Origin of the sequence: Nonomuraea purpurea, from assembly GCF_042650645.1 — a bacterium.
GTDB lineage: Bacteria > Actinomycetota > Actinomycetes > Streptosporangiales > Streptosporangiaceae > Nonomuraea > Nonomuraea purpurea.
Genome location: NZ_JBHSBI010000048.1, coordinates 1 through 17,026, shown reverse-complemented (window position 1 = coordinate 17,026; position 17,026 = coordinate 1). Strand labels below are relative to the sequence as shown.

15 protein-coding genes are annotated in these 17,026 nt (G+C 70.1%); 10 read left to right on the top strand and 5 right to left on the bottom strand.

Annotated features, from left to right (window positions below; translation table 11 throughout):
* The first annotated feature begins 1 nt into the window (after window position 1).
* From ACFOY2_RS51180 to ACFOY2_RS51160, 5 genes are all read left to right on the top strand, one after another.
* Window positions 2–313, top strand: a complete 312-nt coding sequence (locus ACFOY2_RS51180) for a WXG100 family type VII secretion target (RefSeq protein WP_379535464.1) — start codon at window positions 2–4, stop codon at window positions 311–313.
* 65 nt (window positions 314–378) lie between these two features.
* The gene (locus ACFOY2_RS51175; RefSeq protein ID WP_379535463.1) at window positions 379–741 is read left to right on the top strand and encodes a hypothetical protein; all 363 of its coding nucleotides are present in this window, start codon (window positions 379–381) and stop codon (window positions 739–741) included.
* Entirely contained in the window at window positions 741–2,129 is a 1,389-nt protein-coding gene (locus ACFOY2_RS51170; protein WP_379535462.1) for a WXG100 family type VII secretion target, read from the top strand. Before ACFOY2_RS51175 ends, ACFOY2_RS51170 begins: the two co-directional genes overlap by 1 nt.
* Window positions 2,126–2,542 carry a hypothetical protein gene (locus ACFOY2_RS51165; protein ID WP_379535461.1) on the top strand — a complete coding sequence of 139 codons (417 nt, stop codon included), beginning with the start codon at window positions 2,126–2,128 and terminating at the stop codon, window positions 2,540–2,542. Before ACFOY2_RS51170 ends, ACFOY2_RS51165 begins: the two co-directional genes overlap by 4 nt.
* Before the next feature lie 19 nt (window positions 2,543–2,561).
* Entirely contained in the window at window positions 2,562–3,866 is a 1,305-nt protein-coding gene (locus ACFOY2_RS51160) for a WXG100 family type VII secretion target (protein ID WP_379535460.1), read from the top strand.
* 235 nt (window positions 3,867–4,101) lie between these two features.
* Here ACFOY2_RS51160 and ACFOY2_RS51155 read toward each other — a convergent pair whose 3' ends face one another.
* Window positions 4,102–4,539, bottom strand: a complete 438-nt coding sequence (locus ACFOY2_RS51155) for a YbaB/EbfC family nucleoid-associated protein (RefSeq protein WP_379535459.1) — start codon at window positions 4,537–4,539, stop codon at window positions 4,102–4,104.
* A gap of 182 nt (window positions 4,540–4,721) precedes the next feature.
* Entirely contained in the window at window positions 4,722–6,188 is a 1,467-nt protein-coding gene (gene eccD, locus ACFOY2_RS51150) for a type VII secretion integral membrane protein EccD (protein WP_379535458.1), read from the bottom strand.
* 170 nt (window positions 6,189–6,358) lie between these two features.
* Here eccD and eccCa point away from each other — a divergent pair, with 170 nt between their 5' ends.
* Genes eccCa through ACFOY2_RS51135 form a run of 3 tightly spaced genes read left to right on the top strand, consistent with a single transcriptional unit; the run spans window position 6,359 to window position 11,706 of the window.
* A complete protein-coding gene (eccCa, locus tag ACFOY2_RS51145; RefSeq protein WP_379535457.1) occupies window positions 6,359–10,276 on the top strand; it encodes a type VII secretion protein EccCa in 3,918 nt (1,305 codons plus the stop codon).
* A gap of 27 nt (window positions 10,277–10,303) precedes the next feature.
* Window positions 10,304–10,636 (top strand): hypothetical protein, encoded by a 333-nt coding sequence (locus ACFOY2_RS51140; protein WP_379535456.1) that lies wholly within the window; start codon window positions 10,304–10,306, stop codon window positions 10,634–10,636.
* Window positions 10,633–11,706 (top strand): transglycosylase SLT domain-containing protein, encoded by a 1,074-nt coding sequence (locus ACFOY2_RS51135; RefSeq protein WP_379535455.1) that lies wholly within the window; start codon window positions 10,633–10,635, stop codon window positions 11,704–11,706. Before ACFOY2_RS51140 ends, ACFOY2_RS51135 begins: the two co-directional genes overlap by 4 nt.
* A gap of 57 nt (window positions 11,707–11,763) precedes the next feature.
* Here ACFOY2_RS51135 and ACFOY2_RS51130 read toward each other — a convergent pair whose 3' ends face one another.
* From ACFOY2_RS51130 to ACFOY2_RS51120, 3 genes are all read right to left on the bottom strand, one after another.
* Window positions 11,764–13,848, bottom strand: a complete 2,085-nt coding sequence (locus tag ACFOY2_RS51130) for a serine/threonine protein kinase (RefSeq protein ID WP_379535454.1) — start codon at window positions 13,846–13,848, stop codon at window positions 11,764–11,766.
* Window positions 13,849–13,975: 127 nt separating this feature from the next.
* Entirely contained in the window at window positions 13,976–15,115 is a 1,140-nt protein-coding gene (locus tag ACFOY2_RS51125; protein WP_379535453.1) for a S8 family serine peptidase, read from the bottom strand.
* 127 nt (window positions 15,116–15,242) lie between these two features.
* Window positions 15,243–15,515, bottom strand: a complete 273-nt coding sequence (locus ACFOY2_RS51120; protein WP_357812270.1) for a WXG100 family type VII secretion target — start codon at window positions 15,513–15,515, stop codon at window positions 15,243–15,245.
* A 127-nt stretch (window positions 15,516–15,642) separates the two neighbouring features.
* On the opposite strand from ACFOY2_RS51120, the gene ACFOY2_RS51115 reads away from it, so the two are divergent.
* Both ACFOY2_RS51115 and ACFOY2_RS51110 read left to right on the top strand, forming a co-directional pair.
* Window positions 15,643–16,362: an SDR family NAD(P)-dependent oxidoreductase gene (locus tag ACFOY2_RS51115; protein WP_379535452.1), complete on the top strand. Its 720-nt coding sequence runs from the start codon at window positions 15,643–15,645 to the stop codon at window positions 16,360–16,362.
* Between the two features lie 33 nt (window positions 16,363–16,395).
* On the top strand, window positions 16,396–17,026 hold a 631-nt coding region (locus tag ACFOY2_RS51110; RefSeq protein ID WP_379535451.1), incomplete at its 3' end, for a biotin carboxylase N-terminal domain-containing protein.

The window sequence follows — 17,026 nt, the reverse complement described above, 5'->3', positions numbered from 1 at the left end:
GATGCCCGCGGACGACATCTTCGATATTACAAAGGTCAACTACAACGGTCTTGGCCAAGGTGAGGAAGCCTTCGCCAAAGCGTTCAACGACATGGTCACCACTCTGGACAACCTGGAGCGGGACCTGCTGGCCAAGAGCGCGGTCTGGGAGGGCGAGTCCAAGACCGTCTTCCAGGAGGTCCGCGAGCTCTGGAAGCGCGAGGCCAACGACATGTCGCAGTTCATCGACGCGTTGAAGACGAACATCAACGTCACGAACATGAACATGCAGCAGGTCGAGCGGGTCAACGCCCAGATCTTCGACGGCAGGTAGGACAGACGGGTCGGTAGGACAGGCGCGGGCGATACCGCCGGGAGCCCTGACAGCGAAGGGGGAGCATGGGCACCGATCAAGGGGTGGATCTCAGCAGGCGAGCGATCAGAGCCGCCAGGACCGACCTGCAGGAGGCGCTCAGGATCCTGAGCCCCGGCAGGGAGAACGGCGGCACCGCCACGCCTGCCAGCACGGTGACGACGACGGCGAGCCAGCTGTCCGGCGACTTAGAGGCCATGGGCGGTTACTGGCCGGCTGCCATGAGCTTCCACGAGAGCACCCGCAACGGAATCACCGCCGTCACCAGCTCCTACGACAGCATCGTCATCCAGCTCGAGAACGCGATCGACCTGCTCAGGCAGGCGCTGGACAACTATGACGGCGCCGAGGGCGACAGCAGTGACCGCTCCCAGACTGCGCAGATCTGATGCCACAGGAACAGCAGCCGATCAGGGCGACGATCAGCACCGAGGAGCCCGCGTTCGCGGACCTCGGGCAGCTGCGGGAGATCCTGGCCAAGAACAAGCCGGAACTGGTGCGCCAGGCGGCCGGCGAGCTTCTCACCGCCAAGCGGCACCTCGACAACCTGGTCGAAGTGATCGACCGGCACCTGCGGGAGTTGGACGCTCGCTGGACCACGGGCGAGGACGCCAAGACGGTCAAGACCTCGCTCCGCAGGCTGCGCGACTCCGCCGCTGAGGTGTCCACCACGATCAGCGCGACGCCCGCCGACGCCGACCGCTGCCCCACGAACCCGCGCGGCGTGGCACCCGCGCTCCTGCTGCAGGCGCACACGATCTCGGTGTTCAGCGGCAAGAACCTGCCGGAGTCCGCAGACCGGGACATCAACGTCCTCGAAGGCGCCTTCCAGGGCGGCGCGGTCGGGACCATGGGCGGGATGGTCGGTGGGCCGCCGGGAATGGTGATCGGCGCCGTCGTGGGCACGCTGGCCGGTGGCGTCACCGCCCTGTTCACCGACGGCCCGTTCCAGAACCTGATCGGCGACTCCAAAGAGGAGAAGGACAGGAAGGCCGCCAAGGAGCACATCCGGCTGCTGACCGAGGCGACCAGGCAGAACAACGAGGCGTTTCCTGATTCGTTGAGGACCGACGTCCCGCAGTTCGACATGCTCAACCCGAGGATTCCCGAGATTCCGTTCAACGGTGGCGGCAGGTTCGACGGCGTGGTGCCGGCCGGCTTCAACCAGCCCATCAACTCACCGGGAGCCGATCTGGACGGGCTGGGCTATCCGAACCAGGACGGCCTGCGGGACCCGAACCTGCACCAGATCCCCGGCCTCGGCAACAACGGCCTCGGGAACGGGTACCCCGACGGCTCCGGTGTCGGGGCGGGCCCGGACGGCAGTCTCGGCGGAGCTCCCGACACGGACCTCAGCGGCGTGGGCGCCAACACGCCTGGCACGCCGGGCACCCCTTCGGGGAACATCCCCGACGCCAACGTGAACGCCCCCCGGACCTCCCTGGCGGGCATGCCCGATCCGTCCCTGACCGGTCCCCCGTCCACGAACCTGCCGAACACCACGGGCATCGGCAGCCCGTACGGCGGCGGCACGTCCGCTGGAGGCGGCTTCGGAAACGGGATGGCCAACGCCGCGGCCAACGCCCTGCGCGGCATGGGCAACCAGGGCTCCGCGTTCCCGGTGATCCCGCCGGTGGCCGCCGGCGGCCAAGGCCGCAAGGGCGAGCAGGAGGAATCGACGCGGACCACGTGGCTCCTGGAGGACGAGGAATACTTCATGAGCGACGAGACGACGACGAACCCGTACATCCGCGGTGATTCGAAAGGCAAGGCATGAGTCAGGCCCCAGAACGCGGCAGCCCGCCGCCTGAGCTCGAGCTTCCCAGAGATTTCCCCGGTCTCGACGGGGACGACGGCGGCGGGCCGTTCGTCGACCACGGCGAGGTCAGGAGGGCCATTCGGGACCTTCGCGCCGGCATCACGGCACTGCGCGGCTCCACGCTACCGGGGATGAGCGCCACCTGGACCGGGCCTGGCACGGTCAACGAGGTGAGCTACCGGGGCAACGTCGGGCGGGAGCAGGCCGGGTCCTGGGATGCGGCCGACGCCTTCGGCGGGAACATCGAGCAGGCCTACGCCGTGTTCGGCCCGAGCTACGAAAGGCTCATGGAGTACGTCGAGAACTGGGCCGACGCGGTTGAACAGGCGATCTCCAACTACGAAAAGGGTCAGCGAGACAGCAGTGCGTAAGAAACGGCAGGGGTGAACGATGGCCGATCATTGGGAGCCGATCAGGGTCTACGAGGTCGGCGTCACCGCACCCGATTCCAGCACCACCAGGGCCCAGGTCGTCGGGTGGCTGGACAACACCGACCCCGGCGGAATCGAGTCCGCCGGGGAAAGCTATGTCTATGCGGCCCAAAAGCTGCGGGGGGACGAAGGAAGCGTCCAGAGCCACCTCATGACCGCGGCGAACAAGCTGACGGGCGCATGGCGCGGCCAGGACGCCACCCAGGTCCTGGAGGCGCTGCGGCTGCTGTACGCCAGCGCCGGCGCGCTCGGTGAGGCCATGCACGGCACCGGCACGCAGATGAAGGAGTACGGCCAGGCGGTCAGTCGCGCCCGCTCCTCGGTGCCCGCGGAAACCCCCACGGACGAGGGTGACGGCGGCGGGATGGGGTCGGTCCCCAGCAGCGAGATCATGTACGAGGCTCCTTCCACCGACCCGGACGCGGCCGCTCGCCGGCACATGGAGCGGCTCAACAACCAGATCTCCACGATCAACTCCCAGATCTCCGAGGGTCTCGCCTTCCAGCTTCCGGAGATCACCCCCATCGAGGTGACCACCCGGAGGCAGGATCGCCTCGACCCCAACGGCGGCACGAACGTGCCGACCGGCAGGACGACGTACTGGGACGGCGGCGGCGACGGCACGGGCGGCTCGTCCGGTTCGAACGGTTCAGCCGGCTCGGACAGGACGACCGGCGGCGGCGACGGTTCGGGGTCCCAGCGGGACACGCCTCAGGACCAGGACCAGCGCACGCCCCCCGACCAGCGCGGGGACGATCCGTCCGCGGATCCGCAGCACCCCGACCAGCCGGGCGGCGCCGACGACTCCCAGAACCAGCCCGGCGACCAGGGCCAGAACCAGGACGGCTCCGACCGGCCGCAGGAGGACGTGCCCCCGGTCATCGGCGGCAACGACGACCGGACCCAGCTGGCCGACACGAACACCCCGCCGACCACGACGACGCCCAACGGGAACCCCACCACGAACCCGTACCAGCACACGCCGAATACGGTGTTCCCCACCCAAACGCCCTCCGGCACCTCGACTCCGTTCGGGGGCGGGGGTGGAAGCACGTGGTACGGCACGAGCGGCGGGGCTCCGGCGGCCAGCCCCGCGGTGCTCAGGGGCGGGGCCACCCCCGGTTCGGGCCTCATGGGCTACCCGCCTCTGGGGATGGGCGCAGCGGCCGCCAACGAGGGCGGTGAGCGTGAACGCGAGATCTACGACCCGGACCCCGGCGTCTGGCACATCCCGCACAACACGAGCCCCGACAAGATCGGCTGAGCGCCCGAGCACCGAAGGTCCGTGAACCGCGTGCGGCCCCTCCCGTTTCGAGGAGGGGCCGCACGCGGTTTTGGCGAGAGAAGAGGGACCGCGCGGTTTGAGAAGGCTTGAGGAAGGCCACGCGCGGGTCTGAGAGGGCTTGGGAAGTGCGCGTGTGGCCCGGGAAAGGATCGGGGAGGACCGGGTGGGTCTGAGGGGCCGGTGACACCGTAGAGCCCGGCGCAGGCCCCGAGAGTCAGCCCTCCATGCGCTTGCGGATCTGGTCGAGCTGCCCCATGAGGTCCTCGAAGGTGCGGTTGTAGGCCGCCTCGGCCTGCCGCACCATCTCCATGGAGCCCTCCGGGTCGGTGCCGAAGCGCATCGGGTTGTCCTCCCCGAACGCCTCCTCGAACATCTCGTTCATCTTCCGCTGCAGATCAGCCGCGGCCTCCTCGATGACGATCTTGATGCGCTCGGCGAGCTCGCCCGAGGTCAGGCGCATGGCCTTCGGGTGGAGGGTGAGCTCCTTGATCCCGCCGCCGGCGAACTCCACGATGACCAGCCCGTCCTCGTCCTCGGCCCGGCCGACCAACTCGGCGACGGAGGTTTGCAGCTCGGCCATCCGCGACATCTGCCCTTCGGCGTTCTTGAGGATCTTGTCGAAGTCCAGCGCGCCGAAGTCCCGCTCGATCATGGCCACACCTCACATGCCGCAAAAGACGCTTTCGTCACAACCTTATTGTCACAGAGCCGGGGATATCTCCTGCTTCAGCGCGACCACTCGAAGTCCTGATATCCACCGCCAGTTCACCGAGTTCCACCAAATGTTCACCGCCAAGACGCTGTGAGCGGAACAAACGGATTCGGCGGGAGGATTCACCCGGCCAGTCCCCTGACCCAGGTGTAGACCTCAAGCACGCCCAACGCCAGCGGGAAGAGGGCGATGAGCAGGATCACGTCCACGATCTCGGCCGCCCGGCCCCAGAACGGCGACGGCCGCCCGGACGGGAGCCACAGGCCGAGCCCGACGACCAGCATGGCCAGCCAGAGCAGGGCCATCACGACCGCGGCGGCGGCCACCGTGCCGGAGCCCGCGCTCAGCACGATCGCCACCGCCACCAGGCCGGCCAGGCCGGTGCCGAGCAGCCAGAGCCGCTGGCCGAGGCCGTGGAAGACGCGGGCGCGCAGCAGCAGCACCAGTGAGAGCACGACGGCCATCGAGATCGCCATCCAGGTCGGCGTGGTGACCAGGTAGGCCAGGGCGCCGATCGCGGTCAGCGCGATGCCGGTGATCATGCCGGTGGCGTACCGGCTGGCCTGCGCGGTGCGGGTGAGCACGGCCTCGCTGTCGAGCCGCTGGTTGTCGGCGCGCAGTTCCTCCGCGTTGGTCGGGAGGGTGGGCAGCGGCACCCGGGCGATCTTGAACGACAGTCCGGGGATCAGCGGGCTGAGCGAGATCAGGATGGTGACGGTCATGGCGGCCACGCCCTCGGCGGGCAGTCCGAACACCATGACCACCGCGGCGCCGATCGCGGCCACCACCGCCGCGATGGCCGTGCCGAGGAAGCCGGCCACGCCGTCGGCGACCAGGGTGCCGCCGATCGTGGCCACGAGCGCCGTACAGGCGAACGCGGCCAGCAGGTGGGGCGCGCCGAGCCCGGCCACGGTGGAGCCGCCTATGAGGCCGTACAGGCCGGCCAGGAAGGCGTAGGGCAACGCGGAGTAGCCGATCAGCGCGCCCGCCGAGGAGTCGCCCACGGCCCTGGACAGGGCCGCGCTGACGGCGACCAGCAGCACCGCGAGCATGCCCGCGACCACGGTCACGCCCAGCGGCGGGCTGCCGGACAGAACCAGTGCCGGCGTGCCGAGCATGAGCAGGATGGCCGCCGCGCCCGTGCCCATGGCCTTGGTGTGCCGGCTCTCCCACTTGCCGGTGTTCTCCTGCACACCGGTGGCCACCACGTCGGCCACGTCGTCGTAGAGCGCGGGCGGCAGCACGGCCTGGCGGGGCCGCAGATAGAGCAGTTCGCCGTCGAGCACCCCCAGGGCGGCGAGCGTCTGGCCCAGGTCGAACGGCGTGCCGCCCAGCCGCTGGAGCACCCAGCCCGGAGAGGAGGCCGCGTCGCCGCCGTCCTCTCCGACCGCGCGGAGCAGGCCGGGCAGCACGTGCGGCAGCGGGATGTCGGCGGGCAGCGCCAGGTCGACCCGGCGGCGCGGGGCCACGATCGTGACGTGACACAGCGGCGCCAGCGGGGATCGCGGCTGCTGCGGCGGCATCGCACCCGGCGGCATCGGGGGCATGGGCTGCATCGGCTGCATCGGCTGATGGGCGAGCGAGGTCACGGTCACTCCAGGTCCGGCTGGCTAAATCCGACATGCCGAACATATAGGGATGGCTGGTCTGGTAAGAAAGTGTTTCAGGTGACAGGAGGGTTGTCCCGTAAGTGAGCATTGTTGTTGTACGGCGCCCTGAGCGGCGCCCAGCCCCAAAACCTCCGCGTGGGGAAATCCTCTTGGAGTCTCCTCCGGAAATTCCAGAGGTGCAGCCGGCCGGGCTCAGCGGCGTCCTCATGTACGTCCCGATGCTCGCGGGCGGCGCGGCCATGGGGCTGATGTTCACGGCGGGCGGAAACTCCAACCCGATCATGTACGTGGCCAGCGGCCTGTTCGCCGTCTCGATGCTGGGCATGACGATCGGCCAGTTCGGCCGTCAGGCAGGAGAGCGCAAGAACCGGCTCAACGGCCTGCGCCGCGACTACTTCCGCTACCTCTCCCAGATCCGCAGGCGGGTCCGCAAGGCCGCCGTCCAGCAGCGTGAGGCCCTGGAGTGGAGCGGCCCCGCCCCCGACACGCTCTGGTGGGTGGCCATGGGTCCGCGCCTGTGGGAGCGCAGGCCGCGCGACGAGGACTTCGGCACGGTACGCCTGGGCACGGGCGTGCAGAAGCTGGCCGTGCAGCTCATCCCGCCAGACTCCAAGCCGGTCGAGGATCTGGACGCGCTGACGGCGGGCGCGCTGCGCAGGTTCGTCAGGGCCCACTCGACGGTCGCCGGGCTGCCCGTGGCGGTCGCGCTCAACTCTTTCGCCAGGATCCGCCTCAGCGGCGACCAACGGGCCATGCGGAGCCTCGTCCGGGCCATGATCGCGCAGTTGACCACCTTCCACTCCCCCGACGACATGCGGGTCCTGGTCTGCGCGAGCAGGGAGTGGATGCCGCACTGGGACTGGGTCAAGTGGCTGCCGCACGCGCTGCACCCGGAAGAGGTGGACGCGGCCGGGCAGGTCCGGATGATGGCCGAGAACATGGCCCACCTCGACCGGCTCGTGGGTGACGAGCTCAAGGAACGGGCCAGGTTCCGTCCTGGCACGGCGGCCGACGCGCTGCCGTACCACGTGGTGATCGTGGACGGCGGGCACGTGCCGCACGACTCGCAACTCGGCACGGACGCCATCCAGGGCGTCACCGTGATCGACCTCTCGGACGCCACCGGGCCCGCCGAGGAGGCCAGCACGCTCAGGCTGGAGATCCAGCCCGACGGGTTCCACATGGTCAAGATCGACCACGCGGGCAAGCGGTCCACGAACCGGCTGGGCGATCCCGACGCTCTGGACTACGCGCGGGCCGAGGGGCTGGCCAGGCAGCTCGCGCCGCTACGGGCCTCGGTGGGCTCGGGCGGCGAGGCGCAGGACCTGCTCGGCACCAACACCACGCTGACCGACCTGCTCGGCGTGGGCGACCCTGGCAGGCTCCAGCCCTCGGTCACCTGGCAGCCCAGGGCGGGCCGCAACCGGCTGCGGGTGCCGATCGGCCTGGGCGGCGACGGCCGGGTGGTCGAGCTGGACATCAAGGAGTCGGCGCAGGGCGGCATGGGGCCGCACGGGCTGGTCATCGGCGCGACCGGGTCGGGCAAGTCGGAGCTGCTGCGCACGCTCGTACTCGGGCTGGCGATCACGCACTCGTCCGAGATCCTCAACTTCGTGCTGGTCGACTTCAAGGGCGGCGCGACGTTCCTGGGCCTGGAGACGCTCACGCACGTCTCCGCGGTGATCACCAACCTGGAGGACGAGCTCCCCCTGGTCGACCGCATGCACGACGCGCTGCACGGCGAGATGGTGCGCCGCCAGGAACTGCTGCGCGCGGCGGGCAACTACGCCTCGCTGCGCGACTACGAACGGGCCAGGGAGCAGGGGGCCGACCTGCGGCCGATGCCGACGCTGTTCATCGTGCTCGACGAGTTCAGCGAGCTGCTGGCGGCCAAACCGGAGTTCATCGACCTGTTCGTGATGATCGGCCGGCTGGGCCGTTCGCTCGGCGTGCACCTGCTCCTGGCCTCGCAGCGGCTGGAGGAGGGACGGCTGCGCGGCCTGGACACGCACCTGTCCTACCGGATCGGCCTGCGGACGTTCTCGGCCATGGAGAGCCGGGTCGTGCTGGGCGTGGCCGACGCCTATGAGCTGCCGTCCGCGCCGGGCAACGGCTTCTTGAAGTTCGACACGACCGGTATGACCAGGTTCAAGGCCGCGTACGTCTCGGGCGCCCACCACGACGACTTCTCCCAGACCGCGGCCGCCGACGGCCCGGCGGTCCTGCGCGAGGTCGTCGAGTACGGCCCGGCCCACATGCCGCTGCCCGAGATCACCACTCCGGTCCAGACGACGCCGCAACCGGAGGACGAACCGGCCTCCAGCAACCAGCGCAGCCTGCTCGACGTGGTGGTCGGCCGGCTGGCAGGGCACGGCCCCGCCGCCCATCGCATCTGGCTGCCCCCGCTGGCCGAACCGCCGACCCTGGCCCACCTGCTGCCGCCGCTCTCGGTCACCCCGGATCACGGCCTGACGACGGCGGGCTGGCAGGGCAGGGGACGGCTGCACGCGGTCATCGGCATCATCGACAAGCCCTTCGAGCAGCGCCGCGACCCGTTCTGGCTGGACGTCTCCGGCGCCGCCGGCCACGTGGGCGTGGCGGGCGGCACGCAGAGCGGCAAGAGCACCGTGGTGCGCACGCTGGTGACGAGCATGGCACTCATGCACACCCCGCGCGAGGTCCAGTTCTACTGCCTCGACTTCGGCGGTGGCGCGCTCGCCTCGCTGGAGGGGCTGCCGCACGTGGGCGGTGTCGCCTCGCGCCTGGACGGCGACCGGGTGCGCCGGACGGTGGCCGAGGTCAAGGCGATCCTGGAGCAGCGCGAGCGGGACTTCGGCGAACACGGCATCGAGTCGGTCGCGTCCTACCGGCAGATGCGCCAAGAGGGCACGGTCGAGGGCGACGGCTGGGGCGATGTGTTCCTGATCGTGGACGGCTGGCTGACGCTCAGGCAGGAGTTCGACACGCTGGAGCCGGTCATCACGGACATCGCGGCCCGCGGCCTCGGTTACGGCATCCACCTGGTCGGCACGTCCAACAAGTGGTCGGAGTTCCGGCCGAGCATCCGCGACCTGCTCGGCACCAAGATCGAGCTCAAGCTGGGCGACGCCTACGAGTCGGAGGTCAGCAGGAAGAAGGCGCTCGGCGTGCCCGAAGGCACACCGGGGCGCGGGCTGACCAAGGACGGCTTCCACTTCCTGTCGGCGCTGCCCAGGATCGACGGGGTGCAGAACGCCTCGGACCTGGCGACCGGGGCGCGCGGGCTGGTTCAGGCCGTCCGCGAGTCGTGGCAGGGCCCTCCGGCTCCGCCGGTCCGGCTGCTGCCCGCTGTCCTGCCGGTCTCCGCGCTGCCCGAGGACCCGGACCGCATCCCGATCGGCATCGACGAGACCTCGCTGTCGCCCGTGGCGCTGGACTTCGACACCGACCCGCACTTCGTCGTGTTCGGCGAGAACGAGAGCGGCAAGTCGAACCTGCTGCGCCTCATCGCCGAAGGACTCGTCCGCAGGAAGCAGCCGAGCCAGGCGATGATGATCGTGATCGACTACCGGCGGGCGCTGCTCGACTCGGCGGCGACCGACCACCGCATCGGCTACGCCGCGTCCAGCGCCGCCGCCGCCGACCTGATCAACGACGCCAGGGGCGCCCTGCTCAACCGCCTGCCCCCGGCCAACCTGACGCCGGACCAGCTACGCGAGCGGAGTTGGTGGCAGGGGTCGGACCTGTACATCTTCGTCGATGACTACGACCTCGTCGCGACTTCGTCCAATCCGCTGCTGCCGCTGGTGGACCTGCTGCCACAAGCCCGCGACATCGGCCTGCACCTCGTGCTGGCCCGTCAGATGGGCGGCGCCAGCCGCGCCATGTTCGACCCGCTCGTCCAGCGGTTGAAGGACATGGCCACCCCGGCGCTGCTCATGTCAGGAAGCAAGGACGAAGGCTACCTGTTCGGCAACGTCCGCCCTCAGCCGCTCCCGCCGGGGCGCGGCCAGCTCGTGGACCGCCGCTTCGGCGCCCGGCTGATGCAGACGGCGTTCCTGGACGCGGGCGAACCTGAACGGAAATGACCAACGAGGGGACGGGGACGGCTGGACATGGCGGATCTTGACATTCACCTCTCAGCGCTGGACAGGTGCCGTACGGCCATCAACACGGCCACCGGGCAGTACGAGGACACCCTGTCCGAGCACAACCCGGGAGAGCTCACCTACAACGACAACGGCAGGCCACGCAGCAACCGCCCCCCGATCAACGCCGACACCTTCGGCGACCTGACGGACTCGGCCACGCTGGCCACGGCCTCGAACGACGTCTGGGACACCATCATCGGCGAGATGGACGAGGCCCGCAGGAAACTGGCCGACGCCGAGCGCGGGCTGAACAGCGTGGAGGAGAACATCCGCAGCACCCACAGGGCCACCTCATGAGCGTCTCCGACCTGCCCGGAGGCGCGGCCCTCCAAGAGATGCTGCGCAAGGTCACCGGCGACACCGTCGGGATCACCTCGATCGCCACCAGCTGGCGGAGCGTCTCCGGCGACGTCGACGAGTTCGGCTCCGCGCTGGCGGGGGCGGTCCGCACGGTGGACCAGGCCTGGAACGGCCGCTCCGCCGACGCCTTCGACACCTACATGCGCAAGTACGGCACCGCGGCAGGGGATCTGAAGACGGCGCTGACCAACTCGGCCACCTCGCTCGACAACGCCGCCCGCGCTCTGGGGGAGGCGCACTCCGAGATCAGCGCCATCTGCCGCGATCTGAACACCACAGCCGCCAACTACAAGACCACCTACTACGCCGACAACCCCGACGCCACGGAGGATGACGTCAAGCCGGGGCTGACCAGGCTGGTCAACCAGGCCAAGGAGGACGCCCGGCCGTGGGTGAACTCGGCGAACACGGCCGTGACCAAGGCCAAGAACGAGATAGACCGTTTTCTGGAGGAACGCGGGACGACCTTCCGCGGAATTCCCGAAGTGGCGTCCCAGCACTTCACCCCTGCGCCGGGCAGGACCATCGACTGGAAACGCGATCCCGGCTACCAGGAGCAGAACGGCACCTCCACGCAGAGCGCCAACGGTGGCGGCGGCGGCGGTTTCGGCGGGTACGGCTCGAGCGGCCCGCCACCGGCCGTCATGCCGTCGGGCGAGGTCAAGGGGTGGATCCAGGACGCCATCAGGATCCTGGAGGCGCGGGGCGTGCCGGCCTCCAAGATGAACCCCGACCACATCGCGATGATCATCCAGCACGAGTCCGGCGGCAATCCCAACGCGATCAACACCTGGGACTCCAACGCGGAGAAGGGCACGCCGTCCAAGGGGCTGATGCAGACCATCGACCCGACGTTCAACGCGTACGCGCTGAGCGGGAAGAACATCTACGACCCGGTGGACAATATCGTCGCCGGCGTCCGGTACGCGATCGCCCGCTACGGCTCAGTCTCGAACGTGCCCGGCGTGGTCAACGTGAGTAACGGCGGCGCCTACGTCGGCTACTGAGCAACAGAACGGGCCCGGACGTGATGTCCGTCCGGGCCCGTTCTGTTTCGAGCGGGCTCAGCCGCAGTTCGCCCAGCCGGCGCTGGTGCTGCCGGAGCCGGCGCTGCCGGAGAAGCGCACGCACTTGCCCTTCGCGGTGAGCTTGACCGGCCCGGCGTAGTACTCGAAGTTGCCGGAGTCGGTCTGCTGGCCGCCGCCCTGGACCTCGAGCGTGGCGCTGACGGGCGTGTTCTTGCCCACGTCCGCGGTCTTCATCGTGACCACGCAGTTCTGGCTGGTGCCGTTGTTCCAGAGCTGGTACGTCACGCCGCCGGCGAAGGACTGGGAGCGCTGCACCGAGAAGCCCGAGCCGCACACCTGCGTGGGCGTGTACGGGTTCTTCTTCGGCGGCTCAGAGGGCTTCGTCGGGGTCGGCTTGGCCGTGGTCTTGGTCGGGGTCGGCTTGGCCGTGGTCTTCGTCGGGGTGGGCCTGGCCGTCGTCTTGGTCGGCGTCGGCTCCGGTTCCGGCTCCTTGGTCGGCGTCGGCTTCTTGGTCGGCTCCGGTTCCTTCGTCGGGGTCGGAGTCGGGGTGGGTTTCCTGCTGGGCTCCACCGTCCTCGTGACGGTCGCCGTCGGCCGGTGACGCCCCTTCGTGGGCGTCGGCGCGGCCGTCTGCGTCACGGTCGGCTGGGTGGGCACCGCGACCGGCTGCGTCGGGATCGGCACCGGGGTGGTCGGCGCGGTGGTCAGCTCGGGCACCGACGGCGCCGTCGAGGCCGGCGCCCAGTTGGTCGGCAGCACCAGCGGGCCGACGCCGGACTCGTCGGGCGCGGCCGTGGCTCCCCACGGGACCGTGGCTTCGGGCTGCGGCTGCTGCGGGTCACCGCCGACGGGGCTGGATCCCTGCGGTACCGAGGCCGCCGAAGCGCTGGGAGGCGCCGGGATCTCGTTCGTGTTGGCCTGGGCCACGGAGGCCGAGCCGACCTGCTCCAGCCGCACGTAGCTGTTCGCGCCCCACAGGCCCAGGCCGGACAGGAGCGCGACCACGCCGACCCCGGCGACCAGCGCCATGGGAAAGCCGCGGCGCGGCGTCTGGGAGCCGGAGCCGGACGGCACCGCTTCCAGCCTGATGTGCTGGGGGTGCTGCTGCTCGGAATCCGGCGGCCCCCACATGGGGGTCTCGGGCTGCGGCGGCATGGGGACGCCCCGCATGGGCGGGCCCTGCATAGGAGGACCCTGCATGGGGGGACCCTGCACGCGCGTGGGCGGCCCCTGTACGAGCGGAGGCCCCGGCGGACCTGCGAGGGGCGGCGGCCCTTGGACGGGCGGCGGACCCTGCATGGGCACGCCCGAAATCGGCGGCGGCGCCTGGACCGGCACCCCCTCGATGGCGGACTGCGGGGCGGCCGGCGGCTTGGCCGCGTTCGCCTCGCCGAGCACCTGCATGAGGGCGCTGTACGTGGTCGGCCGCCGCCCGACCTCCTTGGCCAGCGCCGACAGCAGCACCCTGCGCATCGGTTCGGTCTGGAGGTCCACCTCGGGCTCGGCGTTCAGCACCGCGTCCCGATCGGCGAACGGCGGCTTGCCCGTCGCCGCGAACACCATGCTCGCGGCCCAGGCGAACACGTCGGCGTACGGGCCGTACTGCAGGCCGGAGAGCTGCTCGGGGGCCTGGTAGACGGCCTCGCCCACCGGGTCGCCGAGCCCGGCGTCGGTCACCCTGGGCCCTTCGGCACCGAGGATCACGTTGTGCGGGGTGAGCGACCTGTGGGACAGGCCCGCGAGGTGGATGGCCGACAGCGCGGTCAGCACCCCCACCGCGACCCGTTCCAGGGTGTCGCCGCTCAGCGGCGCGTCGTCCGCCACCACCTGGGCCAGGCTCTTGCCCTCGACGTGCTCGCGCACGATGTACGGCCGCTCGTCCAGGAATCCGGCGTCCAGAACCCGGGCCACGTACGAGCTCGAAACTCGCTGAGCGTCCAGATATTTGGTCAGCGCGTCAGGACCGGCCTCGGTTTCGGCCGGGAGCAGCTTGATGGCGACGACGGGCGCGTCATCGGATTCGCGTCCGAGGAAGACCTGGCCCCTCGGCCCTTCTCCCAGCAGCCCAACGATGCTGTAATCGCCGATCCGCTCTGGGTCACCAGGGCGCAAAGGGTTCATGACCAAACCTTTCGCAACAAAGCATGATCTAGATACATTCAACCAGATCCGTCACATCAGCATCAGTCGTTTCCGGCCCAATCCGACAATTCACCGTCCCGTTTCCTTGCGGACCCAGTGAGACGGATCATTCGTCACGGCCGGCCCGCCATCCCCTGCGCCGCCCCATGGGAATCATGATCCGGGCGACGGCCACGAGCAGGGCCGCCCCCAGCGCGGACCCGGCGATGAGCACGGCCAGGTCGATCGCGTCGTGATCCACCGGCGCGACCTTGGCCACCGCGCTCGCGGGCAGCGGGCTGGGCGGAGGGGGAGCCACGACGGGCGCGTTGGCGGGCTCATAGGGCAGAACCGCGCTGAGCGCCATCATGGGGTTCACCATGCCCGCCCCCTTGCCCTCGCCGGTCGCGCCGTTGGCCGTGGCGATGATGCGCTGGCGTACCTGGGCCTGGTCCAGCGTGGGGAAGCGGGCTCGGACCAGCGCCGCCGTCCCCGCCACATAGGGGGTGGCGTAGCTGGTGCCCTCAAGGTCCTTGAAGTAGGCCCGGCCGGTCCAGGTGGCGGTGATGCCCTGACCGGGACCGAGCACGCCGACGGGGGTCTTGACGTTGGAGAACTCGGCCAGGCCGCCGTCCTGCTTGGCCGCCCCTACGGCGAGGACCCCGTCGTAGGCGCCCGGATACGCGGGAGTCGGCGTGCCGTCCTCCTTCTGCACGTTTCCCGCCGCGGCCACGACGACCGCGTCCTTGGCGATCGCGTACTCGACGGCCGCCTTGAGCGCCGGCTGGTCGCCCGTCTTGATGGACACGTTGATGACCTTGGCGCCCTGGTCGGCGGCGGCCTTGATGGCCCTGCTCAACAGGGTGGGGTCGCCGCCCGTGGCGGAGTCGGTCTGCTTGTACGACAGCAGCCGCGCCCCCGGCGCCATGCCGTAGAACAGCACTCCCTGCATGTACTGCGCGCCGATGATCCCCGCCACGGCGGTCCCGTGCCCGACGCAGTCCTGGTAGCCCTTGCCGGTGAGGTCGGCCCTGCCCGCCAGGCGGATCTGCGGATGCTGCAGGTCCACGCCGCTGTCGACGATCGCGACGGGCACGCCGGAACCGGTGGAGAGCGACCACAGGCGTTTGGGGTCGAGCAGCTTCTGCGCCCACGACTCGCCGACCTGCAGGGTGCCTCTGGGCGGGTCGCAGGCGGCCTGAGCGGCCGCGGGCACCATTGGGACCTGCAGAGCGAGCACGCTCGCCAGGAGGACGCGACCAATCATGGCGAAAAAGCCTAGCTTGTCGTGATTCGACAGCTCGACCGGTTCACCAGAACGTCGCCTTTTTCACCGAACCATTCAGGAACGCGGAAGGAAGCCCCGGCGTCCTTGCCAGGGCCCCATCCGTTGATCACTTCGTGGCGGACTCGATGTTCTGCCGGTAGGTCCCGATCACCCGGGACGCCTCCGCAAGCTCCTCCGTCATCCGCTGGAAGGCCGTGCGGTAGTTCTGCCACGCCTGCTGGAAACGCTGGGCACCCGGCCCGGTCCATGCGGTGCCGACCTTGGCGGCCTCGCGGTCGAGCGCGGTCATCGTGGTGCGGACCGCCTCCGACTGCTGGGTGAACTGGGTGGCCATCGTCTGCATTTCCGCGGGGTCGCCGCCGAGCATGCTTTGGCTCATGCATACCTCCTGGAACTTGGGAAAGGCGCACTCACCTTAAAGAAGACTCGCCACCCGTCGCCGGTGATATACCGAGCGGCTATGGTCTACCCGAGGATTGTTCGGATCCGTTGGGAGCAGTCGGGCCATGCGTGAGGTTGTGGTGACCGGCGGCGGCACCGGCATCGGATACGCGGTCGCCGAGGCGTTCGCCGCGCTGGGCGACCATGTCACGATCACGGGGCGTCGCGAGCACGTGCTGAAGGAGGCCGCGCAGCGGATCGGCGCCGCGTACGCGTCCTTCAACGCCGCCAGTCCCGTCGCCGTCAACGAGGCGCTCGACAGCCTGCCCGAGCACGTGGACGTGCTGGTCAACAACGCGGGCGGCAACACCAACCTCGACCGCAGGCAGTCCGGCGACCTGATGGACGTGGCCGAGGCCTGGTGGGCCAACCTGAACGCCAACCTGATGTCCGCCGTGCTCATGACGACCGCGCTGACGCCGCGCATGGGCGCGGGCGGGCGGGTCGTCTCGATCGGCTCCATCGCCGCCAGGGGCACGGGCTCCGGCTCCTACGGCGCCGCCAAGGCGGCCGTCGAGTCGTGGACCGCCGACCTCGCCGCCGAACTGGGCCCCAAAGGGATCACCGCGAACGTCGTCTCCCCCGGTCTCGTCGTCGACACCGAGTTCTTCCGCGGCCGGCTGACGGAGGAGGGCATCCGCGCCCGCGTGGACAACACCCGCAACGGCCGCCCCGGCACGCCCGCCGACGTGGCCGATACCGTTCTTTTCCTGGCCTCACCTGGTGCCAGGCACATCACTGGGCAGGTGCTGCACGTGAACGGCGGGGCGTACCTTGGCCGTTGAGTCTCAGTCGTCAGGGAAAGGACGGGAGAGCCGGTGCGGAAGGTTCTGATCGCCAATCGCGGCGAGATCGCCGTACGGGTGGCCCGCGCGTGCAAGGACGCCGGGATCGGCAGCGTGGCCGTCTACGCCGACCAGGACCTCGACGCGCTGCACGCCAGGGTCGCCGACGAGGCGTACGCGCTGGGCGGGCAGAGCCCCGCGCAGACCTATCTCGACATCGGCAAGCTGCTCGACGTGGCCCGGCGATCCGGCGCGGACGCGGTCCACCCCGGATACGGCTTCCTGGCCGAGAACGCCGCCTTCGCGCAGGCCGTCATCGACGCCGGACTGGTCTGGATCGGTCCGCCGCCGGCCGCGATCGCCGCGCTCGGCGACAAGGTGCGGGCCAGGCACATCGCCCAGAAGGTCGGCGCGCCGCTGGTCGCGGGCACCAAGGACCCGGTCTCCGGGGCCGAGGAGGTCGTGGCGTTCGCGGAGGAGCACGGGCTGCCGATCGCGATCAAGGCCGCGTACGGCGGCGGCGGGCGCGGCATCAAGGTCGCCCGCGAGCTGGGCGAGGTCGCCGAGCTGTACGAGTCGGCGGTGCGCGAGGCCGTGGCCGCCTTCGGGCGCGGCGAGTGCTTCGTCGAGCGCTATCTCGACCGGCCCCGTCACGTCGAGACGC